The organism is Vibrio sp. V23_P3S9T160, assembly GCF_963886625.1.
GTDB classification, from domain to species: domain Bacteria; phylum Pseudomonadota; class Gammaproteobacteria; order Enterobacterales; family Vibrionaceae; genus Vibrio; species Vibrio anguillarum.
Map to the genome: position 1 here is coordinate 1 of NZ_CAWPDB010000146.1, position 23,776 is coordinate 23,776.

Annotated in this window: 17 protein-coding genes; all 17 read right to left on the reverse strand. The window is 46.3% G+C overall.

Annotated features, from left to right (window positions below; translation table 11 throughout):
* A partial coding sequence (gene tssI, locus AACU59_RS13165) for a type VI secretion system tip protein TssI/VgrG (protein WP_161437778.1) occupies window positions 1–1,410 on the reverse strand: 1,410 nt, incomplete at its 3' end.
* 167 nt (window positions 1,411–1,577) lie between these two features.
* Window positions 1,578–2,873, reverse strand: coding sequence for a type VI secretion system ImpA family N-terminal domain-containing protein (locus AACU59_RS13170; protein ID WP_094144421.1), 1,296 nt, complete (start codon window positions 2,871–2,873; stop codon window positions 1,578–1,580).
* A 57-nt stretch (window positions 2,874–2,930) separates the two neighbouring features.
* Window positions 2,931–6,476, reverse strand: coding sequence for a type VI secretion system membrane subunit TssM (gene tssM, locus AACU59_RS13175; RefSeq protein WP_017045001.1), 3,546 nt, complete (start codon window positions 6,474–6,476; stop codon window positions 2,931–2,933).
* A 17-nt stretch (window positions 6,477–6,493) separates the two neighbouring features.
* Window positions 6,494–7,891: a type VI secretion system protein TssA gene (gene tssA, locus AACU59_RS13180; RefSeq protein WP_094145615.1), complete on the reverse strand. Its 1,398-nt coding sequence runs from the start codon at window positions 7,889–7,891 to the stop codon at window positions 6,494–6,496.
* Between the two features lie 9 nt (window positions 7,892–7,900).
* Window positions 7,901–8,560, reverse strand: coding sequence for a type VI secretion system-associated protein VasI (gene vasI, locus AACU59_RS13185; protein WP_094145616.1), 660 nt, complete (start codon window positions 8,558–8,560; stop codon window positions 7,901–7,903).
* On the reverse strand, window positions 8,557–10,119 hold the full coding sequence (locus tag AACU59_RS13190; protein WP_174223856.1) for a sigma-54 interaction domain-containing protein: 1,563 nt from the start codon (window positions 10,117–10,119) through the stop codon (window positions 8,557–8,559). The genes vasI and AACU59_RS13190 overlap by 4 nt, the downstream gene beginning before the upstream one ends.
* A 2-nt stretch (window positions 10,120–10,121) precedes the next feature.
* The gene (gene tssH / locus AACU59_RS13195; protein WP_094145617.1) at window positions 10,122–12,740 is read right to left on the reverse strand and encodes a type VI secretion system ATPase TssH; all 2,619 of its coding nucleotides are present in this window, start codon (window positions 12,738–12,740) and stop codon (window positions 10,122–10,124) included.
* A gap of 23 nt (window positions 12,741–12,763) precedes the next feature.
* Window positions 12,764–13,537: a type IVB secretion system protein IcmH/DotU gene (gene icmH, locus AACU59_RS13200; protein ID WP_026027751.1), complete on the reverse strand. Its 774-nt coding sequence runs from the start codon at window positions 13,535–13,537 to the stop codon at window positions 12,764–12,766.
* A 2-nt stretch (window positions 13,538–13,539) separates the two neighbouring features.
* The gene (gene tssK / locus AACU59_RS13205) at window positions 13,540–14,874 is read right to left on the reverse strand and encodes a type VI secretion system baseplate subunit TssK (RefSeq protein WP_017044997.1); all 1,335 of its coding nucleotides are present in this window, start codon (window positions 14,872–14,874) and stop codon (window positions 13,540–13,542) included.
* A gap of 4 nt (window positions 14,875–14,878) precedes the next feature.
* Window positions 14,879–15,358, reverse strand: a complete 480-nt coding sequence (tssJ, locus tag AACU59_RS13210; RefSeq protein ID WP_013868298.1) for a type VI secretion system lipoprotein TssJ — start codon at window positions 15,356–15,358, stop codon at window positions 14,879–14,881.
* A gap of 2 nt (window positions 15,359–15,360) precedes the next feature.
* A complete protein-coding gene (gene tagH / locus AACU59_RS13215; RefSeq protein ID WP_094145618.1) occupies window positions 15,361–16,833 on the reverse strand; it encodes a type VI secretion system-associated FHA domain protein TagH in 1,473 nt (490 codons plus the stop codon).
* Between the two features lie 4 nt (window positions 16,834–16,837).
* Complete coding sequence (gene tssG / locus AACU59_RS13220; RefSeq protein WP_026028436.1) at window positions 16,838–17,860, reverse strand: type VI secretion system baseplate subunit TssG; 1,023 nt, start codon at window positions 17,858–17,860, stop codon at window positions 16,838–16,840.
* On the reverse strand, window positions 17,824–19,593 hold the full coding sequence (gene tssF, locus AACU59_RS13225; protein WP_013868296.1) for a type VI secretion system baseplate subunit TssF: 1,770 nt from the start codon (window positions 19,591–19,593) through the stop codon (window positions 17,824–17,826). Before tssF ends, tssG begins: the two co-directional genes overlap by 37 nt.
* Window positions 19,594–19,599: 6 nt before the next feature.
* The gene (gene tssE / locus AACU59_RS13230) at window positions 19,600–20,037 is read right to left on the reverse strand and encodes a type VI secretion system baseplate subunit TssE (protein WP_013868295.1); all 438 of its coding nucleotides are present in this window, start codon (window positions 20,035–20,037) and stop codon (window positions 19,600–19,602) included.
* Between the two features lie 2 nt (window positions 20,038–20,039).
* Window positions 20,040–21,515 (reverse strand): type VI secretion system contractile sheath large subunit, encoded by a 1,476-nt coding sequence (gene tssC / locus AACU59_RS13235; protein WP_026027753.1) that lies wholly within the window; start codon window positions 21,513–21,515, stop codon window positions 20,040–20,042.
* A 49-nt stretch (window positions 21,516–21,564) separates the two neighbouring features.
* Window positions 21,565–22,074, reverse strand: coding sequence for a type VI secretion system contractile sheath small subunit (tssB, locus tag AACU59_RS13240; RefSeq protein WP_017043584.1), 510 nt, complete (start codon window positions 22,072–22,074; stop codon window positions 21,565–21,567).
* Window positions 22,075–22,462: 388 nt separating this feature from the next.
* Window positions 22,463–23,551 carry a hypothetical protein gene (locus AACU59_RS13245; protein WP_064626566.1) on the reverse strand — a complete coding sequence of 363 codons (1,089 nt, stop codon included), beginning with the start codon at window positions 23,549–23,551 and terminating at the stop codon, window positions 22,463–22,465.
* Between the last annotated feature and the right edge of the window lie 225 nt (window positions 23,552–23,776).

The following is a 23,776-nucleotide window of genomic DNA, read 5'->3' on the forward strand; positions in this document are numbered from 1 at the left end:
ATCCGGCAGTGTGTACGGCGCTTTGTTGGTGGCATGGTAGGTACGGCCTGTCACTATCGGTTGGTCTGGGTCGCCGTTGAGAAACGAGACGATGACTTCATGACCAATGCGCGGAATGGCTATCATGCCATATTGGCTGCCAGCCCAACCTTGTGAGACGCGCACCCAGCACGAGCTGTGTTCATCGCCGTTGGAATATCTGTCCCACGGGAAATGCAGTTTGACGCGGCCATGTTCGTCGCAGAAGATTTCTTCGCCATCAGGGCCCACGACTAACGCCATGCAAGGGCCATCCACTTGAGGTTTGGCTTGCGGTGTCGCACGCCACGTGACATCAGCAGGAATGAGCGTGAATTGGTTGCTGTACGTGGTCGCGCCACTGCCGCCCTCTTCTTCCAATGCTTGTGGCTGACGCCCTTGGTGGTGCACTTGCACTACAACCCAATCGCGGTTCGCGCTGTCGTCAAGATGCTCTTGTAAGTCGAACTTTGTGCCCGCTTGCAGGCCAGGATGGTTACTTTTTCCGGTCGCGGTACGCGCTTCTCGTCGTAGGTACTCTAAGCGAATTTGATTAAAGGCTTTGCCGTTGACGTCGTCTTTAAAGCGACCCGGTGCATCAAAGTGTTCGTAGGTCGCTTGCTGGTAATCCATTTCGCGCCCTTGCGCTTGCTGAGCAAACGAGTAGCTCGGCTTTTTAAAGCTGTAATCTTGCAGCGCGCTGTGGCTCACTTCGGTTTGGCTGTGTTGCGTTAATTGCGACACATAAGGGCTCTCCATCACGCCACCCGCAAGGACGTTGTAAGGGATAGGCGTTTCTCGCTTTATCAGGCTTTGGCTGTCGTCACTGAAAAAGAGGGTGTGTTTCCCCTCTTCATGAATGAAGTGATACACCAAGCCCTCTTCGGCGGCTAAGCGGTGCAAGAAGTCGATATCCGTCTCACGGTACTGCACGCAAAATTCACGCTGCGCACACTCACGTTTCAGCGAGAAGGCGTAGTCGTTAATGCCCATTTCTTGCAGTACGATGGAGAGGATTTCGGGAACGGTTTTGAGCTGGAAGATGCGGCTGTTTTGGCGCAGTGATAACCGCTCTAATGTCGGGACTAAGGTCAGTGAGTAAAAGGTGTGATGATGGCCGATGTCACCTTTGCTGAACTGGCGCACAATGCCGTGCACGCGCTGCACGACAAGGCCATCACGCAACATCTCAAGCTGAGCGGTTTTGTCCACCAGCTCCAGCGCCGTTAAGCCAGATTGGCGACTGGCCAGTTTTATCTCATAGCGAAAACCGTAGCAGCGCTGGCCCGCCTGCGCGCTATCAGACAGCGATTCCACGCCTTGGTATTCACGCACCACTAACGTGTCGTCTGCCAAACCCTCCACAGTGAGCCTAAAACTTAACCTTGCCATCTTTTTCCCTTCCACTCTTTTATCGCAAAATGGCACTATTACAGCAAGTGCAGTGCCAGATATTTTTCATTGATATTCATGAGCTTATAAATAGCTCAATCGATGAAGGCAACAAACTGCCTACTACGAGCAAAAAGTTGCTCTTAAATGACCAATTGTTGCTCAGCTTATTGAGCCTGAGTTTCCTGATTATGTGTCACAGTCAAATGCTCAAACTGCTTGTCGAGCTCGGCAATTTTCCAGCTCAAATTATTAAGCCGCTGCTTCAAAATCATAAACTCCTGTTCAGCCTGTACAACATCACCTTTTTTGAGCAACTCTTCGACATATGCAGCTCTCCCGTAAATAGGTGACAAACTAATAGCGAACTCCTCCAACGATTTGGTTTGTCTTTGCAGTTCGGTTAATTTTCCTTTTTGTGCGAGCAGCGCGATGTTGGCCATCTTGGTTCTCGTTTCACTAAAACGCTCCATAAAGCGCTCAGTTTGTTGCAGAGCTTCACGCTTAGCATCGGCAAACGCTTGATCAACCTCCAGCACCGATTCGGTTTGGGGATAAAGTTGCAATAACGCATCCAACACTTGCTGGGCTTCAACACGAGCCGATTCAAAAGAGCGCGCCATTTTTTGCTCAATCGCCTCTCGGTACAATGGCACAATCTCATTTGACAACCGTTCAAGCTTGGCTGGCGAGTTGGCCTGTTGAAACGCATTGACCTGCTCTGGCGTATGTAAAGCAGGTAACCTTAGGTTGGTTGCATAAGATATTGAGTTGAAAAACGGCAAATAAGTGACGGCCCCATACACCATCACAACACCAAGAACACCGGATATAAAAGCGGCCACATGCGTAACACGTGAGCGCTTTTGATTACGCACCTGCTCAACCTGTTCCGTTTGAGTATGGCGCTTTAGTAGCGAATGATATTGCGTTTCTAAACGATCAATATGTTCAAAAATAGCAAAACCTACTCCTTCGAAATCAACCAAATAGTCCGGCTGTTGCAGCTCTAAAATGGTATGCATGCGCTCACAAAAGCGCTCACAACGGTATAAATCACGCAGTGCTTCATGATTCGGACGCAGATCTTTTAACTCCCGCACTACACGAGCATTAACCCAATCGAGCACTTCCTTACGCATTTTCGCCGATTTTACGTCCGGTTTTGGCAAATTACTTAAGCAGCAGCACAACAGTTCAACACCATTGGCGTATCCTGCTAAACCCTGCATTTTTAAACAGGCTACGGTGTAATAACCGCACAGCAAAAGGTCAATCCCCGGGCCTTTTGCTAATGTTTCACAAGCAACTTTCACCACAGCCCAGTCTGGACCACCTGATAATGGGTTGTTACGACGGTTGATCTCATCTCTCACCTTTTGGTAGGCATCAATGTGACGAACAGCAGCAGCATCATCTATCAAATGAAAACGAGCGTGGTCGATAAATACAATATTGGACATGACTACAGCGTCCTAAGTGAGTTGAGGAGCGATGACCAATCGCTCCTCACTATTATTTTAGTAAAGGGTTTTAGAGAGTTTGAATGACTTAAATAACCGCTCGGTGAATGGGTTAATATCTGCCTCTGAATTGAGTCGATAAATCATCTCACCACCGTCAACTGCAAACTTAAAGTCAACCGACGTGGAACTAGCACCCACCACATCACCTTGTTCAAGCAAGCGGAAAAATGCCCACGGACCTTGGATATTAATACTTCGTGGCGACATATTATTTTTAGTCGGCACTAACGTTACTTTAGAGATCGCAGAATCACGCAGCGTATTTGGCCAAATCAACTCGACACTGTCTCTTGGGCCGTGACTGTAAGCGAGATATTGACCATCAACATTCAACACACTGCGGCGTTTGTTGTTGCTCAAGCGTAACGGTTCAACCGAGAAACTAACGTCTAAGACCCCTTTGCGGTTAAAGAAAGCTTGCTGAATTTTCTTCGCCTGCTTGAGCTGTTCTAGAACGTCTTTGCGAATAATCGACTGCGCGTTATCGTCATCATTGACCGCAATATTTTCTTCCACAAACATTCTTAGCTGGTTGTTGTAAAAGTTGTCTAATGTGCCGTTGGGCGCAAAAAACGCTTCAAAGTCAGAAAGAGAACTGTCTTTGTTGGATGACTCATTAAATGGATAGCGACCAGCTAATTTCTCTTCAAAGGTTTTGTAAACATCATCATGCCAACGAACTTCAAGGTGCTTAATCGCTTCTTGTTTGACAACATACCAACTCTCATCCGCCAGTTTAGACACCATAGTATCGAGCGGTTTAGGCAAACCTGATGCAATACGTTTCACCGTGTAAATTGGATCAGCGTTCACTAATTTTACGCGTGCTTTAGTGGCATCAAGTGCAGCCATACCAACATCTGGCGCTTCTTGAATCGATTTGAGGTAATTTTGTAACTCTTCCACCGCCACTAACACTTCATTGATGTACGCTGGCTTGTCTCCTACTGGCTTGAGCATAGCGTTTAGTTCAGCAAAGGGCGCATCAATCTGCGAAGCAACTTTGTATTTTGGATTTTTTAACAGCTCTTTTTGCGCGGCTTCATCTTTAGGCACACTGGCATACATTTGAGTATTGCTTTCTAAAGTGCGAAGCAACCGCTGCATCGGTTCAATGTTGCCAGTAAAGTTTTCTAATACCGATACTGCGTCATTGATGTCGCTAAAATACTTAACGCTGATTTCATTAAGAGCCGCACGCCAGGTATTGGTGTAGTCCGCCACATACAGGCTGCGGATTTTGTTACGAAGGTCGTGCTTATCCGCTTCGCTAAATTGAGCCGATTTGGATTGCCCTAGAACCCAACTGTCGATCAAGGCCAGCTCAGAAACGGATTCTGATTGCGGCATAAAGTAATCTTCAAACCCTTTTTTGGTAAGCATTTGCGGAATATACAGCGAGCTGCTGTTGACCACTCGCTCTTCAAAAACCACATCAAAGACGGGGCCAATCAAGTTGCGTAAATTGATCGAGGGGCCAAGAACCGTTTGTGCATTCAACTTCAAATTACGGTAAACACGTTGATCGTTAGGCATAGAACCAAGATCAGACTGCACTTTCGCCACCACCTGATCATAAGGCTTCATCACCGACTCTGCATTGCGATCACCGCGCGCGCGATCACCCGCTAAATCCGTGTGTAACATGGCGTAGTCTAAATGCCCCAGTAGTTCTTCTTGGATCACGCGTTGCCCAGCGAACTCTTGCTGCCAGTATTTGGAGAAATAATCGAGTACATAATCCTTATAGCGACCGCTTTTATCTACCATCATTCGATAAACGCGCAGCACAGCCAACTTCTCTTCGTCGGTTTTGGCTTGGTTAAGTTGTACGACTACGTCCGCCATCAAAAGCGGTAAAAAGCGGTTTTCTAATAAATTCAAATAGGTGGCTTCAACCATCGGGCCAATCGTATGGCCTTGGTACAAACCAAAATCGGAAATGTACTGTGGTTTATCACGGAAGAAGCCAAACTCTAACGTCGCCTCTCGAATTTTATTGAGCGGCACGAGAACATCTTGCTGAGAGGCTAAATAAAGATTGGAGGGGAACTCGTTTTTGTACTCGTTTACTTTCGCTAACACCGCATCAGAGTGCTTCACGTTGCTAAGGTAATAGCGATGCCAAGTGCCGACTAATAACACAGTTGCAATAGAACAAGCCACTACCGATAAACCAATCAAACGGCGTTTTTGCTTCGCAACACGAAAATTATCCGAGGCAAGCCCAGCTTCAGGATAGATAATGTTATTAAACAGTTTTTGTGTGAAATAAACCGTTGAGTTTTTGGCTTGCTGCGCTTTGTTGATCGCATGATCTAGCCCGTAACGACGTGAAGCGGCATCATCAAATGCGTTTGTGGGTACGCCCTGTTGATACACAGAAGTGAAATACGCGCCACGCACCAAAGCCGACGTAGAGAACTGATCACTGGCCAATGCATCGTTGAAAAATTGTAATAAGATCTCTTTTAAACCAGAAATTTGACGCGTGAAGCTATAAATAGCATTGCGCTCTTCGAGATCCATAGGTACAGAAACCGCATGCGGCAACACATCATTAATGCGCTCAACAAACTGACTGTAGTCTTTTGAAAACTCGTTGAGCCAGTTATCCAAGTCATCAATAGAGTCAAGCGAAAAGGTAAAGCCCAGCACATCTTCACGCTGACTGCGCGAGTAATGTTTAAAGAAAGGTTCAAAACCGTGTAATAAATCCAATTTCGTCAATGCAATATAGACAGGCAGACGCGTGGATAACGTCTCCATTAGTTCACGTAAACGAGCACGCAATAAATTGGCGTAAGCTTTACGCTCGGTTGCAGTTGCGGTTGCTAAATGAGAAACGTCTAACGCTAAAACAATACCGTTGAGTGGACGACGGCTACGCGTTCTCTCCAACCAATTAACAAAATGAAGCCATAAACGGCGCTCCATCGCACCATCGTTATCATTGCTGTGGTTACCTTGTGTCAGTAGCTCTCCATCTGGATCGATCAATACCGATTCATCGCCAATCCACCAATCAAACGAATACGGGTTTTCACTTTTTTGACCCGAGGCTCGCATTACCGAAGAAAAAACAAAGTTTTGCCCAGAGCGGTTGATGAGGCTGGTTTTACCGGCATTTTCCAAACCGAGCACTAAATACCATGGCAACGCATAAAGATAATTACGTTTATTGAGGTTCTCTTTCATGCTGACCATCACTTGGTTCAGCTCAACCTCTTGGCGCTCTTCATAGGCTTTAATTGGATCTTGGCGAAGCTGATCTTCACGCTTTTGCTCGGCTTTAAAACCTTGCAATTTTCGCCACTGCCAAACACCCCAAACGGCCAATGCACCTAAAGTGAACAAGCTACTTGCCACTGCGCGAGCGGTTATCGATTCAAGTGGCTTATTACCCGCGATCTCTAGCCAAGGGCCTGCCCACCAAATCGCAACATTCAATAGAATGAATGTGCTAAATAGCAAAATAGGCATCGCCGCGGCAATGCCCGGTGTTAACTTTCTTGCGATCCCAACAATAAATTTCCACATGGGTTTGTGTCCTTCGTTTACTCTGACGTTGTGTATTGTTCTAATTGCTCAACTAATGAGGGTTCCCAATCGGTAACGCTCATGGTGCTAACCTGAGCATGTAACGTTTGGTACTGTTCTTTCGCCATCGCATCTAAATTATTGCTATTTAACAAATCAGCCGATAATAACCGCCAATAGAATTTATCCCTTGGCTCACTGGCGCTGACCAGACCATCGTTGAGCATAGAGAGCGCCACCGCAATGCCTCCCTCTTTCGCTAAGCTAAACGCCTCTTTGCGTTTGTCTTGCCAATCACCTGCTACTTGGCCTTGGGCACTACTTTGCTGCTGGCTGAGTAGCCACTCTTTTACGCTCGCATTGACAAAAGGCTCGCCTCCTTTGAATTTCAACTCGAGCAGCGCAGGTAGACGTGCCACAAACTGCTGGCTTTCACTCAAAATGGCTTCACTCCACGCCTTTTGGCCTAAACTTTGCGCGATTTTATAGCTCATCATCTGTCCTTCAAACCAGTAAGGTGCCATGGTCAAACTCTGCTCTACCTTACGCCATAAGGCTAAATCTGGGCTACGCATTTGGTCGTGATACTCTTTGATTCGTTCTTGCGCCATCGCCCGTAACAGTGTTTCCCCGCTGACGTCGTGCTCAGGTAATGAGGTAATACTTGACCACACGGCAAAACGCCTGACTCGTATTGCCAAGGCAATGCCAAACTCTTGTTCAGACAAAAACTCAGCCACCTTTAATAAGGTCTGCTTAGTGGCTTTGTCACTTGAACTGTCGACTGAAATGGCGCTCTGCGTGGTGGTTTTACGTTCAACCGCCGGAGTCTCTTGCACATGTTGAGTCGCTTGCTCACGTTCTGTTGCACGGCGCAGTTGGGCTTGAACTTTAGCCACTAGACTTTCAACGCTTTCAGACATCAGTCCGGCTTGAGTAGTCGCTTGCTGTAGCGCGTCGATCGCGGTGTTTAACTCATCACGATCTGGCCCATCAAATTGTGCGAAATCTAACTTGTCGATGACTAAGGCTAACCGCTGCACAATCTGGCTGAAGAATTTGCGACGTGGCAAACTGCCTCTTTTGCCTGGCGCAGGGAAGCAATCTTCCCAGTAAAGGGACATGAAATCGCTCAGCAGCTGCAGCGACGTAGTGAAACGTAGCGGTGTGACTTGGTTATGCAAACACTGCAACAAGTAGATCAATAATTTGAGATCTTTACTTTTTTCGCTGAGCAGTTTGAGCGTACTGTGTTCGACTTCATCCCATTGCACGCTAGCGTGGGAGAGTGACCCCACTTTCATCATTTGATCTTCAACAAAATCAAACAGTGGATCATCAATCAGCCGCTCACCCACAGGGTTATCGGCTTGAATAGGCTGAGTAATACAGCGGCGATAATCGGTTAACTCCATTGAAACTCCTTACCAACCACAGCGTGTTTTTAGTGCCGTTAATGATTGCGAAAGCTCGCTCGCATCAAACTGCAACCCATCAACAAAAGGAGAGTTTGAACGCAGCACAAGGCGATTTTCTCGCGCCATCGCTTTCATCATCTCAATCGCTGGCATGCCTCTGCCTGAGGAAAAGAGCAAACCTAAATCGTCACTACGCCAAGATTGTGCCTGCATATTGGCAATCGAAACTTGGATGCGAGGGTCATCAATCGCGCTAGGAAACGCCAATTCCACTCGACTCAAATTGTCGATACAGCTCATCAGCAGCACAGGTTTAGCGTTATCGTCAAACTTTGTATTTTGATTTAACGCAACCAAAGTAACCCAAGCATTCCCTTTATCATCGTCGCCCTCAACGGTTAAGTGACTTGCTTCCCCGTCTTGATACTGGCTGATGCTATCAAAGGCGCGTTGCCAAGATAGCGGTACATTGGGCGTTACCGCTTGGGGCATCACCACGTCAGAAGGCGTTTTAAACAGGTGGTCAAAACAGCTCAATCGCTCTAACCGAGATGTGATCGTAGTGCATTGCTCTGCTTGTGCTACAGCGTCATTTTCCGCATTTGCCATGGGAAAATACAGCGTCATAGAGAGGCAAACAGTAAGCCTAAACAGCCGTTTATTCATGGTGTTTTAATCTCCAACTTTTGGCATTTATAGGCCAAGGTCCGCTTGGGAATACCGAGGCTTTGGGCCGCTTTGGCCCTGTCACCAGCAAAATATTGGAGGCGCTCACGGATAATACGAGACTCAAATTCATTCACCGCTTGTTTTAAATCATCCACCACTCGGCTGACACCTGACTCAGCTTTAGCGACCTTATGCCCATGTCGTTCAGTCTCTGGCTGCTGATCGGCTTTAGTGTATGCTAAACGTTGTGTAAAGCAGGACTCCTCCACCTGTGTGCCATCCAGTGTTTGCGCACAACCAAATTCAATAAGGTGCTTGAGTTCACGCACGTTACCGGGAAAGTCATAACGTTTTAGGCAATCGATCGCTTTATAGTGCACACCCCGAATGTTGGTTGCATGCTGCTGATTAAAGCTGCGTACAAAATGTTGGCTAAGCCGTTCAATATCATCCATCCTTGCCGCAAGGCGTGGCAAAGTGATCGGGTACTGAAATAAGCGGTAATAAAGATCCTGACGAAACGATTTATTACGCACTTGTTCGAGAAGATTGACATGCGTTGCTGAAACCAAACGAAAATCAGAAGATTGTTCGTTTTTACCGCCAATCGGCCGAAAAGATCGAGATTCCAACACCCGCAGTAATTTGGCTTGCAGGCTCAAGGGCATATCACCGATTTCATCCAAAAACAGGGTTCCGCCATCGGCTTGCGCGATCAACCCTTGTTTATCGCTATCCGCGCCGGAAAACGCCCCTTTGCAGTAGCCGAACAGTTCACTTTCCAATAAGTTTTCAGGGATAGCCGCGCAGTTAATAGCAACAAATGGCGCTTGTTTACGGGGCGAGAGTTGGTGCACCGCTTGCGCGACCAACTCTTTACCTGTCCCTGTTTCACCTTGCACCATCACTGAAAGCTGTGATGGCGCGGCGTTGATGATCTGCTCTCTTAATTTTTTCATCGCCAAACTGTTACCGATTAAGGTTTCAGAGAGGCTCGCAATTAATGAACGACGTGCGTTGTCACGCTGGACGTCAGACAAGGATTCCGATAAGTTTTGTCGATTTTGTTCTTCCCGTTGCATCTCATTAAGCAACGACCACTGATGGCAAAAAACATCCACATACTTGATAAAATCTGGCTGCTCAAATAGGCCTTCCAAGGTATGGGTTTCACCAATCAACAGCAAAATAGACTGAACTTGTGTATCCCCATTCGGTAACGGGTGTACAACCACGCTATCTAACATGCCGACCCGGCTAGTGAGTTGACTAAACAGGCGATTAGATTGCCAAAAAACCAATTCATCAGCGGTTAAGTGCATCGATTTGGCTGATTGCAATACATGAGCAAACGGACAATCAAAATCGGTGACCGACCAGCTTAAATTCAGCGGGTTATCCTGTGGCACTAAGGTACGGCCGTCTGAACTGGGAACCAGTAACAAGCAAGTATCGAGCCTTAGCTCTCGGCGCAGCGTTTCTACAAACAATGCGGCCAATTGGCTAGGCTTTCTCGCGACAACAAGCTCGGTTGCGTAAGCTAACCAGTGACTCATGATCACTCAACCTCTCCAATAAACTCACCCTCTTCCGCCGCTAAATAGATGCGTTGCACTGGTTGTTTATCAGCCAATTTATTTAACAAAGCTAATGAAATAGGTGGTAGTAATTGACCTTCGATGATCGCTTCCAGCATACGAGCCCCATTTTCAGAGCGCGTGGCACGGCTTAAGATCTCTTCGATCAAGCTATCTTCAATCACCACGTCAGCGGCATAACGCTGTTTAAAGAGCTGCTCAAGGCGGGTTAACTTGCCACGCACAATCTGCTCTAGCACTTCTTTGCTGAGCGGTAGATACGGAATAATCTCCATACGAGCCAGTAAGGCGGGTTTGAAGAAAGCCGCAAGTTCTGGGTAAAGCTGCTCATCAAGCAACTGAGGCTGCTGCGCGTAATCGACTATGGTTTGGTAACCTAAATTCGAGGTGAGGAAGAAGACGATGTTTTGGCAGTCGATCACTCGACCTTCACCATCGGCCAGCTCACCTTTATCAAAGGCTTGGTAGAAAATATTGAGCACTTCTGGGTGCGCTTTTTCAACTTCGTCTAACAGCACCACAGAGTACGGCATTTTACGAATCGCTTCGGTAAGAATGCCACCCTCACCATAACCAACATAACCCGGAGGCGAACCAATCAGGCGTGAAACGGTATGCTTTTCTTGATATTCCGACATGTTGATAGTGGTTAAAAATTGTTTACCACCATAAAGTTGTTGCGCCAGTTGGACTACCGTTTCGGTTTTACCAACGCCACTTGGACCCACGAGTAGGAAGGAACCTTTTGGACGCCCCGGACGGCGCAAATCCGCGCGCGCCGTTAATAAGTTACGGTGAACACGCTCAATCGCAGTATCTTGCCCTTTGATTGCCTCACCTAAAATAGCCGTTAGGTGGGTGATTTTATGCAGCTCATCGCTGTTCATTTGGTCAACGGGCACGCCCGTCCAGTCCGCAATCACTTCCGCTATTTGCTGAGCATCGACTTGTGGATGCATGAGGCGATCATTATGAGGGATCTCTTCTAAAGCTCGATATTGCTCCTGCAATTGAACAAGTAACTCATCACGCTCAACTTGGGTCAGCTCACCATGATCCTCAGCGCCATCTAAGAGCTGATCGCGTAGGGTAATAATGCGCTCAATGATCGCTTTTTGCTCTTGCCAGCTTTGAGTCAAGGTCGCTTTTTCAGCTTCATCGGCCACTTCTTGGCTACATAGCTCATCCAAGCGATGCGAATCAACCACTTGACCTAAATATTGAGCACGCTCAAGCATATCAATTTCAAGTTGACGTTGATGGCAAGCGGTCTCTAGTTGCGCTAAGCGCTTCGGCGGTGTGGTGATATTAATTGCAATACGCGCGCAAGCAGTATCCAACACATCAATCGCTTTATCCGGCAGTTGTCTACCTGAAATGTAACGCGCTGAAAGCTCGGCGGCGGCTTTCAATGCATCATCAGTAATCAATACGTTATGGGCTTTTTCGTAAACACGATTCAAGCCACGCAGAATATCTACTGCTTGGCTGATGCTCGGCTCTTCTAATTTCACCAATTGGAAACGACGAGTCAGCGCAGGATCTTTTTCAAAATACTTTTTGTATTCTTTCCATGTGGTGGCTGCGACAGTACTGAGCTCGCCTCGCGCAAGAGCTGGCTTGAGCAAGTTGGCCGCATCACTACCACCCTCTTGGTTGCCAGAACCAATTAAAGTGTGCGCTTCATCGATAAACAAAATGATCGGTTTAGGCGAAGTTTTGATCGCGTCAATCACGCCTTTAAGACGTTTTTCAAATTCACCTTTGACTGAAGCACCCGCTTGCAACAAGCCTAGATCGAGTGAGCACAACTCTACATTTTGCAACTGTGTCGGCACATTACCCGCAACGACGCGCAATGCAAGCCCTTCAATCATGGCGCTTTTACCGACACCAGCGTCTCCCACAACGATGGGGTTGTTTTTACGACGACGACACAAAATGTCGATCATCAAGTTGAGTTCGTTTTCACGACACAATACTGGGTCCAGTTCGCCGTTACGCGCTTGCGCCGTGACATTGGTGCAGTATTTATGCAGTGGCGAAGATGACGCTGCATCCAGCGCGGCAGGAGCTTGAGAACCCGCTTTGCTTTTTTCAACCGCCGACTCGGAAGAGTCTTGCAACAGCGTATCAAACCCTTTGTTTAGGCTCTCTTTGTTGATGTGTTCAAAAAGACGGATTAGTTTAAGTGGTAGGTAACGATCAGCGCGCATCAACGCGGCTAAAAACACCACACCTGAACGAAGCTGATTCTGATTCAGCTCAGTGGTAGAAAGCAACCAAGCTTCCTGCAATAGCTCAACCAACAGTGGCGAGAATGCTGGATAGGTATCTAACACTTGCTCACGAGCGTAACTTGCACTGATGGCTTGTTTTACGGTTTCCACATCTAAGTTAGCGTGCTTAGCTATCACACGCACATCCGAAAGTGGGTTCTCTAACAGCACATGCAGGAAATGCTCATAGGTCACTTCTGGGTGCTGACGTTCAATACATAATGAAGCGGCTTGCTCTAGGGCTAGCTTACTCTGTTCATTGAGTTTTGAAATTAATGTGGGTAATTCAATACGGATCACTACAATCACCTAGCCTTTTATAATTAGAGTATTTGGTTCAATTGGTTTAATACGTCTGCCGATTGGCTGTGCAGTAAATAGGAATAGCCTAAAAACACACCGACCCAAATAATGACAAAACCAAGCAGTACTGACCAAACCGGTAACTGCCTGCTTAACTTATATTTTGATTTCACCACATGGTCGGTGGCGGAGGTCAGTTCCTTCGGCTCGTTTTCATCCAACGAACTGACGGTGTCATGTAAACGACTGATCACCTTTTCACGCTCGTTGTGGCCGCTTTCCATCACACGGTATTTACCTTCAAAACCTAACACTAGGCATTGATAGATAAACTCTAGCAACGCGCGATAACGTTTAGGTTCACCTTCCAAGCGACTTAATATGGTAAACACTTTTTCGCCACCCCAAGTCTCACTGTGGAAACGAGACAGCATGGAATGTTCAGCCCACACACTGGATGCACCCCACTCGGTTCCCATGACGGCTTCATCCAAAAACGCACACAGAATGTAGCGATAAGCCATCAAAATCGCATGCTCAAACCCTTGCTCGGCAAGCTCGATTTCAATCGCTTTAATCTCTTCTACCGTCTGTTTGTAGATCTGCTCAATGTTGTCGCACTCTGACAAGCTGCGTACCCGCAGCGACAAACCAAACAGAGGGGTAGCAGCATCAATCAAAACATTAGGGTTATCACCACGCAGTTGAAACCAGTAATCTTGGTCGTGGTTGATCTGCTCGACGCTGTCAAAAAGCAGACCGCTGTATTGAGTGTTTTTTTTATCAATGGCCATCATCAGCTCCTAATCGCCCAGAATTGCAGGTCAAGATCTTCAAACGCACCCGCGACATGGAAAGCAAAACCACTTGAGCGACCTAACATCGACCATGCTGAGCTGGTTTTATCCAATTGGTAATAGGTATAACCGGCGTGGTAAGGCAACTGCCTTGGTGCCACTGGTAACGGTGTAATTGGAATACCCGGTAATTGCAGTGAAATGAGCTCGCGGATTTTCTCCACTGACGATACTTTGGTCTGTTGAGTAAAGAGACGACGCAGTTCATCTAATGGCATGCGTGCTTTCACTGCGATGATGAATTCTGCGCTTTCAACCAGTTGAGGGTCGTGGATTGGGGCAACCATCAGGCCGTATTTACGTTTATCCAACTGAATCGAGACCGCTCTAGGCTCAAGCACGATACTTAGGCTCTGTCTTAAGTTGCGGATCAGCGGCCCAAAAGAGTGGGTCGGCATTTCATGGTTGTAGCTCGGGATGCTCGGTGGTAAACGACTTTCATCGGTAAATGTAGCCAATTCTCCACATACGCATGACAGGCACTCAAATAAACGTTCCGGGTGCAAACTGCGTAGCTCTGCCAAGTGTTGCATCTGGGGTTGTAAGCGATTCAGGGCTTGCAACAACATAAAGTCAGACACATCCGCGACCCCGCCTTGAGAGGGAGAACTGATACGTTGAGCAATGTTTTTGGCACGTTCGCGCATTAACCCAGAGATTTCGTTAATAAAACGGTGCAAAGCCGCATTGCTCGCAACATTAAGATGGCACGGAATAAAGTCCGGATCGAGTACGACACTGCCATCAGGACGTTTTTCTAAAATACGAGCGATCGCAATTGAGGCGTAAGAGCTTCTGTCTTCTTTTTCAAGCATCAACTGCACACGAACAGGTGAGACATCTAGCGTCGTGGTGTCACCGCGCACGGTATGCACATCGCGCACTTCTAAACGATTGCTTAAGTAACGCCCGGTTCCACGCTCTTCAGGCCAGTTAATCTCCATTAACGATTCACTGCGAAGCGGCACCGCTAAATAGACCAACTGGTTTGCAAGCGAAGCATCGGCAATCTCAAGCGCATCGGGCAGCACATCTTCCTGAGGAATACGGAAAACGGTTCCATCAGGCATAATGCCGACCGCACGTTCGATCGCGATACGGCCAAAAGAGAGATATTCAGGGTTAAGTGATAACTCTGATACTCCGTAAAGGTAGCCACTGACTGATGAGATGCGTTCATCAATATGATATTCAAAATAGCGTTGCTGCTGCTGGAAATGCTGCGGTTTAATGAATAGACCTTCATTCCAAATGACACGATTACGCGCAAACATCTTGTTACTCCACCCTTTCCAGTTTTACATCGTAGTCTTTGAAATACATCAAAAGATGGTATTCCCTACCTTTGTTAAGCACTTTGACGGCCTTTTTCCATTCACTCAGCTCAGGTTCAGCAAAATGCGCCATGACCCCAATGTAGTTCGTGCCTTCATCAATCTCGAACGCGTTCACAAACTTAAACTGGCCTGGTGTCATTACATAATCGTAATTGGCGATAAAATTGCTGCGTAACGCTTTTTTGTAGTCTGCTTTTACTTGGTCATAATCGGCAGACATAAACATCGAATCATCTTTCAGCTCAAACACTTGAACCTCTATCGGCGACGCTTCACCCCAAATATTAGGGTTAGTACCTTCATCACTAACGAGACTGAACGTTACCTTGGTCGGCTGTGTGGCTGGCTCATACTTTTCTGATGAGCTACAGGCGGTTAATACCGTCAGTAGCATCAGCAGGACAAAAGACCGCTTGTTCACCGTTATAGCTCCAGCTGTTTTTCACGAATTTTCTTGTCGTAAGACTGCTCGAAAATTTCCCAAAACAGTTTCTCAAATCCTTTTTGGCGATTAGAAGTGAGCTCTTGGTAGTAGTGGCAATACATCTCCCACGCCCAAGCATCTGAAGAGTTACTCTGTGCATCACTATTGCGCTTGTAGTGTTGGAAACGGCGCAGTAGCACTTGAGGAGAAAAGGCATTAAGAATCTGATTTAGGGCTTCGCTAGTGGCGTGCTGCATTGCTTCGTTATGGTCGCGCACATTTTTTAGGCTTTCGGCAATCGCCGCTGGGGCAGACAAGTGCACCACACTTTTATCAGCATCATACAGGGTACGAATGGTTTCTTCGTATGATAGCCCCAAGCGAAGTGGGTTATCTTCAATCGGTTGCAAGTTACGATTCATCATACCAAAACGCCCTTCACTCACTTGCTGGTGAAGCTCAAGCAAACCTTGCACACACGCTTGCAACGATTGCCCAAGCTCTTCTGAAAGCATGTGCATTTTCGCCATATCGTGGCTATTGCCAACGTCAACACCTAGCCCGGTGAGCATAGGGCCGGTCAATAAGTGTGATGCATTGTTTGACGAGCTGTTGTGTTGCTCGGAGTGAGGGTGGTAGCTTCTCGCCACTTCTTCCTCAAGTAGATCTAATACTTTATCGTCCATCGCTAAGCCCTCAGGTACGTTGTAAATGCTGTTATTAATGTTCAAATGAGTCGGTGGTTGCGCAGTCTCATGGTGCTCAACAGCCGGAATAGGTGGTAAATCGGTGGAGGTTTTGCCAAAACCGAGAATTTTCTTTAATCGAATCGATGACGTCATCTCATACTCGCTGTCAGCTTGAGGCGTAAACTGCAGTTGCGACTGCTGGCTATCGTATTCTGGCACTAATGAATGTTGTGCTTGTGCGAGTGGTTTTTCCGTCTCTTCAAGCAACGACTCTTCTTGTTTAATGCCTTGCAATAAATCATCTAAAGCGGCGATAGGGTCCATTGAGCTCGACTCTGGTTCATCCTCGTCGCGGCTGATATCATCCAATGGACCATCTTTGAGTAGATCGAGCCCCTCTTTAGCAAACAGCTGATCCAAAGAGCCATTAATCAGAGAATCGTCTTCACCCACTTGACCAAAAATGACACGCATTTGGTAAGGTCCAATGGCCACTTCATCTTTATGCTCCAACTTAGCCGAGGCACCTTGCCCTAACGGCTTATGGGAACCATTAACATAGGTATTACCAACCAGATCTTGAATGCAAAACGCACCATCAATCACACGGATGGCACAGTGATGATTTTGAATTTTCCCTTTACCGTCACGAAGCTGCCAATGCGCATCACTTGCAGAGCCAATCACACCGCCTTGCACATTAAACATCGCTTGTGCAGATAATCCTGATTCCAGTAGTTGCACATTCGTCACTACCATTGAAAGCGTTTGCTTCTTCTGCATATCGCTATTGCCTTACTTGTATAAGCACGCTTTTGTCCGCCAAATCGCGCCCTAAAAATGATGACCAACCCAAAGCCACACCACTGTCATGGCATAAACTCATCACCGGAGCCTCGCTCTCGTGCATGGTCAGCTCAAGGTCGTAAGCCATCTGCTCTCGTAAAATAAACTCCACCAACTTACACAGCGGTTGATGTTCTTTGCCTGATGGCAAAAAATCGGCAAATCGTTCTCGAGTTAAGTTTTTGATACAGATAACAAACTTACCGTTACAGTCCATCACTGACTCACCCAACATGCTGTTGATCCCAAGCTCACCATTCTGCTTACCTAAGCAAAACTGCTGATAAGGCTCTATCCGGACTTTGCGTCGAACCCACTGGCGAATACTGACTTCTTGTAGATCAAAGCAGTGCGCGATGATGCCAGACACCACTTGCGGTGAACGACTTCGGCCAGCCAAAGTGCCCGCATAAGCCAGCATCTTGCACCAATTTATCGGTGTTTCGCCGCGCAAGTCCGCATCACCCAAACCGACTAAAGCGAACAGCTGTGATGAAAATTGATCCTGCGCACCCGCTTGAAAACGGACGTAATAGCGATACTTTCGCCATACGCGGTACACAAGGTTAATCAACCGATTATTGAAGAAATCTAAAAAGGGCCGCTTGAAACCACCGGGATCTTCTTCGACCAATTGCTGCAAAATAAAACCAGGCAACGGTGACTGTGCCCCAGTTAATCCAAAAAAATTGGTTTGTAAGATCAGGCGCTCATCCGCGAACTCACGTAAATCCGTTACGTCCGCTGGTGCAAAACCTAAACTGGGGTTGGCACTGAATACCAACTGGCATGTCCGCTCCCAATCTTCTGATTCAGGATTAAACGCATTAAGTTTTTGCAGCAGTTCCACCAACTGGTAGAAGTTGTACGTTCGTACATCGCTTGGTAAACCCAGTAGAGGCTCCGGCACAGCCGCCGCAGCCATCTCTAGATCAATGGCTGCATTCCTGTCTGTGTTCCCCATGTGTACTTCTCTTGATTGGACGCGTTAATAACGATCAGCTCATGAAACGAATTGATGCTGGCATAGAGGGCAAAAAAGTGGCTAAGCACGGTGCCAAAGAGGTAAAGCTCCCCTTCTGAACCAAAACAGTTTTGATCAATATGAATCGTCGATTGCAGCCCTCGCACTGGCAAACCGCGCAATATTTTATCCACGGGTTGCGACTCAATTTTTTGGATCCCTTCAAGACGCAAACGCGCAACACGCTCCGCTTGGCGATCCACCAAGGCTCTGAAATCGTAAGCTCGCAACACACTGCTTAAGGCATCTTTGGACAGCAGCGATAAATAATTCAGCGATAAGTTAGAAATCAATACCCACAATAGACTGCCATCCAGTACTGGGCGCAGAGATTGTGAAGGCACGGTAATATTGCTGAAAGTGGCAAAGGGGGGCGAGCTGTCTGTCGGCTCACAAATGTCACCGACACCGAGTTCGAGCGGTAATAAGCGATTGGTGCAGGTGAGTTTGAGCGAGATGGCTTCATCGACATGCATGGATTGCGTTTCATCTCCGCGAATGAAAGAGATGAAATTATCAAATCCATCGCCACGGATACTGTCTCTCACTCGTGTGCGGTAGTAGAGCGCTTCACGATTTCGAACCCGCTCCACTTCATGCTGAAAACTTTCAAATGCTGAATAGACACGTTTTTCACCCCGAATTCGTTGGCTGGCTTGAGTTTTGTCTTGCCAACCGAACACGCCGTCAACGCTGAACACTTCATAGTGAGAAGGGTAACGACTAGAGGGGATAATGCGATACTCTGAACGCTTGCCCGTTAAATCGATCGGATCGGCATCATGTTCAAACAAATTAATGACAGGGGTGCAGTACAACTGGAAATTATCCTGACGCACTCGAACGTCCGCAGGCAAGGTTTTCGAAAAACTGATTTTCAGTTTGAACGCACCATGCACTGATTTCGGCACTACGCTAGCCAGACGGGTAATGTCAACAAAGTGAAATGCTTCAGGAAACGACAAGTATTCCTGCAAAACGCGATAACCTTCATACACATTGGAAGGATAGGGCAAAAGCGACTGCTCGCTATCAAATCCGACCGTTTGGAAGCTATTGCGCGGCAGCGTAAATTCTACCCCCGCGACTTCAACAGAAATCTTATCGAGGTAGTGGTTGAGCCATAGATAAAGCATTTGTGAGCTGTATTTATCACCACCTAAGTAAAAGCGCAGATCATCAAGATGCGCATCACCGACGCTTATCTCACCCAACATATTAAGCGACACTTCGATGATGGTCGCTTCTCTAGTATGTTGCGCAGTGACGTCAGTACATTTCAGTGGGTAAATCTGCACGTCACGACAGGTTCTAAAGTGACATTTGGTGCCGAAAACAGGCTTGCTATCGAGCTGAGTGCCGCGAGCGATTTGCTGCTTATCACTGACACTTTTATCCGGTGTGAACGAGACAATACTCATGCTTGGCACAGGACGTAAGTAGTTTGGCCATAGCATGTTGATGATGGAGTGCGTTAGCTCAGGAAATTCATCTTCAACTTTTTCGCGCAAGCGAGCGGTGAGAAAGGCGAAGCCTTCCAATAAACGTTCGACATCAGGATCCGTCGTTTTACCGTGTAAAAAGCGAGAGAGTTGAGGATGAATTTCAGTGAAATGCTTTCCTTGTTCTTTAAGGAAAGCAAGCTCTTCTCTGAAGTACTTATCTTGAGCCATAATTTTCTAATACACTCGGTACTTTCGGTTTTGATCCAGTAGCAGGTTGAACTGCACTTTCTCATGTAACGCATCACTGTTTATTTCGGCCACAATATGGAAGCGCAGCATCAAAGGGCTAAACACGTCCGACTCGGATCGAATCACAATATTTCGTAAACGGGGCTCATACACATCTAAGCAGCTTTGTATCGCAAGCTTAATCCGCAGCGATAAGTCTAAGGTTTCTAACGTTGCATCGTTAAAATCCACTAAACCTAACGTTGGAGCACTTTGTGCCTCACCCATGCGAGTATTCAAAATATTGGAAACATTGCGTTTGATTGATTGGAGCACATCCCATGCATTTGGCCCTTGGGTCAAAGACATAGGCTTGGTGCCAGCTTCTAAACGTTCAAAGAAGCCGACACCAAATGCACTCTCTTCAGGTGCAATATAAGTCATGGTTATGCTTGATCTAATCGACCAACCAATGACAATTCAAAGTTCGCGCCCATGTACTTAAAGTGAGGACGAACAGAGAGAGAGACCTGATACCAACCTGGTTCACCTTCAACATCCATGACTTCGATTTTTGCAGCACGAAGAGGACGACGGCTACGTACGTCTGCTGGTGGATTTTCTTGGTCAGCCACGTACTGTTTGATCCAGCCATTAAGCTCGCGTTCAAGATCTTGACGCTCTTTCCAAGCACCAATTTGCTCACGCTGTAGCACTTTGACGTAGTGTGCAAGGCGATTGATGATCATCATATATGGCAGTTGCGTACCCAACTTGTAGTTGGTTTCCGCTTCTTTGCCTTCTTTGGTATTAGGGAATATTTTTGGCTTTTGGATCGAGTTTGCAGAGAAGAATGCGGCGTTATCACTGCCTTTACGCATGGTTAAAGCAATGAAACCTTCTTCTGCTAATTCAAACTCTTTACGGTCAGTCACCAACACTTCAGTTGGGATCTTACTTTGCAGTGCACCCATCGATTCAAACACATGCACTGGCAGATCTTCAACCGCACCGCCACTTTGTGGGCCAATGATGTTTGGACACCAACGGTACTTGGCAAAGCTATCGGTTAAACGAGTAGCGAAAGCAAACGCGGTGTTACCCCATAGATAGTGTTCGTGTGAAGCGCTGACACTTTCCACATAATTAAATGATTTAATTGGGTTTTCTGTTGGATCATAAGGTACGCGCAATAAGAAACGAGGCGCAGTCAAGCCAAGGTAACGCGCATCTTCTGATTCACGTAGAGAACGCCATTTAGTGTATTTAGGGCTTTCAAATGTTGACTTAAGATCCTTGATATTTGGTAGCTCTTCAAAAGAATCGATACCAAAAAACTCAGGGCCTACACTAGAAATGAATGGAGCATGAGCCATCGCACCAAGTGCACCCATGTATTGCAGTAGCTTCATGTCAGGGGTTGATGGCGTGAAAGCAAAGTTACCGATGATAGCGCCAGTCGGCTCACCACCAAATTGGCCATAACCAGAAGAATAAACGTGCTTATAAAGACCGGATTGCGTCGTTTCTGGTGCAAATTCAAAGTCTTCAAGCAACTCGCCTTTCGTTACATGCAACAAATCGACCTTGTTGTTTTCACGAAAATCGGTACGGTCAATAAACAGTTTCAAACCACGCCATGACGATTCCATCTGCTGGAAACGCTCTTCGTGCAAAATCTCATCCATTTGAGCACTGATTTTCTTATCAAGCTCAACCAGCATTTGATCAACGAGTGATTTGTTAACCGGCTCTTCCGTTTGATTCGAACCGATGAGATTCTCAATAAACGCAGCAACCCCTTTCTTCGCAACATCATACCCTTCTTCAGTCGGTGCAATGCGCGTTTGTGCCATGATTTCATCAAGTAAACTGCCTTGGGTGGCACTTTGTCTCTCTAAGACGGCTTCAGTAGTAGACATCAATTTCGTTCCTAAATTTGATTAAATAAAAAGTTGGGTTGATCAAGCCTTATGCTTGGGGCTCTTCTTCTTTGCCGCTCACTAGGCTTAGCTCAGATAGAAGTTTTTCACGCGATTCTTCCGAATTTAGTAGCTCTTGTAGACGCTCTCTAAACGCGGGAATATTGCCCAAAGGACCTTTTAAGGCCACAAGAGCTTGGCGTAGCTCAACCAATTTATTTAATTCTGGAACTTGTGCTGCCACTGAATCCGGTTCGAAGTCAGCAAGAGATTTGAAACTAAGCTCAACAGGAAGCTCAGCATTTTCATCGCCACTCAGTTTATTGCGCACTGTAGTGGTCAGTTTCAAATCGCTTTCACGCATAACCGCTTCAAAGTTGTTCTTGTCCACTGAAACGGTCTGTCTCTCTTCAAGTGGGGTCTCTTCGGTATGGCCTTTAAAATCACCCACCACCAGAGTTTTTAGCGGTAACTCAACTTCAGCCTGTGCATCTCCCGTTGCTGGAATATACTTAATATTAATCCGCTCTTTAGGAGCTACACTTCCTTCTTTAGACATATTACGTCTCCAATACCTATGCCAATCATTGTCAAAATTACGGACAAGAGCGTAGCTAAACTTAGTTACCACTTACTCAGGCCGAGGGTTACATAACGTTGTAAAAATTAAAGTTAAATCTATTGGACTTAAGTTCTAATAGAACTCAAGTCTCTTAATATTTATTATCTGGTAGATTTTAATGAGCATTTAAACAATAAATCCCATTAATTAGCATTAGCTATTAAATTCTTCCCTAAATTACCCCATCAGATTTATCGATATTTTTAGTGGGGATTTAAAATTCTCGGCACATTCTATTCATATAGGAGCATTTTAAATATAAAAAATCACAAAAACATGATCTTCACCCAAAAAAATATGCCGTTTCTAATACTGTATAATTTAACTAATTAATATCCCAAAAGACATCATGATAATAAAAATTCAGACTATTCTTATAGTTAACAAATATGCCATTAGCTTGTGCTTTTTCTTCCTCACTCATCTTACCAGCAAGGCTTTCTTCCTCTAATTCCAATATTGAGTAGAGCGACTGCATACGTTCAGTACCAGCAGCAGAGAGATATAAATCTAAATAGGCTTGCGCTTTGATCCGATCGGGAGTCACAAAATGATAGGATGCGCTATCGCCGAGCAGAATCTTAACTACCGTTGCCAAAGAGGTAATATCACCTTGCTCTAACGCCATCAGTCGCCATTGATAGGCATCTTCAAAACGGCCTTTGCTCTCTAAAATACCGATGTAGCGTCTCATCGCAGGGATATAGTTTGTCTTCGCAGCCGCGAGATAGAGCTCTCTCACCTTGGTCTCCCTTTCTCCAGGCATTAAAAACAGACCTCCACCCGCTTGAACTTGCTTTGCTTTATCCATCAATGCTCGTGGATGATTAAAACTGACCGCTTTATCGAGATAGTAGCTATACATCTCGTTATCCATACCTTTGTAAAACTGGGCAAGCTCGTAAGTGGCTTGTGCAGGATCATCTCGTCCTAGACGAATCAAACTATCGTAATACTGGCTTTTCCAATACTGCACATCGCGATCTCTTAACCACTTAGCATCAGTATAAAGATGTTTCATGGCGCGACGATTGCCTAATTTTGCGGCTTTAAGCAGATATTCACGCGCTTCAGGAGGCGTTCTAATGGTCGTTTTGTAGTTCGAAAGCTCCATCGCGTAGAGAAAGGCGGCATCCGAATTGTCGTTGTCTGCCGCGTACTGGAGGTATGGTCGCGATTCCATATTTTTGTATTGCGCTCGAAGCAGTCGTCCGGTAGCAAACGCTTTTTCTGGAGACATATTTCCTACTTCATACACTTCTGCTGCAGACGTTTCTTGCTCAGCATGTAACACCATCGAAGGAAATAAGGAGAGCGCTAAAATGGCATATGTTTTATTAATCCACATTGACGCAACTTCCAAACTTGACGCTTGCGGAACACACAATGATAGACGTTGGCAGAAATCCATCATGAACCGTTTCCATATTACCCACTACAATACTCTGACTCATTATATTTCCTTAACTGACTAACCATTTATCCATAAACACGTAAGCAAAAATCATTCCCTTCAATTACGCTTACTTAAGAATAAAGCCCCACAGCCCGAGCGGGCAAAAAATTGCCCAACCGAGCAACAAATTGCCCGAGCGGGCATAATATTGCCTATATGATAATCAATACTCAGCCTTTACCC

Bases quoted from the DNA above. Each gene is read 5' to 3' on its own strand.
- AACU59_RS13170 (WP_094144421.1), bottom strand. From the start codon at position 2,873: ATGTCCAATATTGTATTTATCGACCACGCTCGTTTTCATTTGATAGAT.
- tssM (WP_017045001.1), bottom strand. From the start codon at position 6,476: ATGTGGAAATTTATTGTTGGGATCGCAAGAAAGTTAACACCGGGCATT.
- tssA (WP_094145615.1), bottom strand. From the start codon at position 7,891: ATGGAGTTAACCGATTATCGCCGCTGTATTACTCAGCCTATTCAAGCC.
- vasI (WP_094145616.1), bottom strand. From the start codon at position 8,560: ATGAATAAACGGCTGTTTAGGCTTACTGTTTGCCTCTCTATGACGCTG.
- AACU59_RS13190 (WP_174223856.1), bottom strand. From the start codon at position 10,119: ATGAGTCACTGGTTAGCTTACGCAACCGAGCTTGTTGTCGCGAGAAAG.
- icmH (WP_026027751.1), bottom strand. From the start codon at position 13,537: ATGGCCATTGATAAAAAAAACACTCAATACAGCGGTCTGCTTTTTGAC.
- tssK (WP_017044997.1), bottom strand. From the start codon at position 14,874: ATGTTTGCGCGTAATCGTGTCATTTGGAATGAAGGTCTATTCATTAAA.
- tagH (WP_094145618.1), bottom strand. From the start codon at position 16,833: ATGCAGAAGAAGCAAACGCTTTCAATGGTAGTGACGAATGTGCAACTA.
- tssG (WP_026028436.1), bottom strand. From the start codon at position 17,860: ATGGGGAACACAGACAGGAATGCAGCCATTGATCTAGAGATGGCTGCG.
- tssF (WP_013868296.1), bottom strand. From the start codon at position 19,593: ATGGCTCAAGATAAGTACTTCAGAGAAGAGCTTGCTTTCCTTAAAGAA.
- tssE (WP_013868295.1), bottom strand. From the start codon at position 20,037: ATGACTTATATTGCACCTGAAGAGAGTGCATTTGGTGTCGGCTTCTTT.
- tssC (WP_026027753.1), bottom strand. From the start codon at position 21,515: ATGTCTACTACTGAAGCCGTCTTAGAGAGACAAAGTGCCACCCAAGGC.
- tssB (WP_017043584.1), bottom strand. From the start codon at position 22,074: ATGTCTAAAGAAGGAAGTGTAGCTCCTAAAGAGCGGATTAATATTAAG.
- AACU59_RS13245 (WP_064626566.1), bottom strand. From the start codon at position 23,551: ATGATGGATTTCTGCCAACGTCTATCATTGTGTGTTCCGCAAGCGTCA.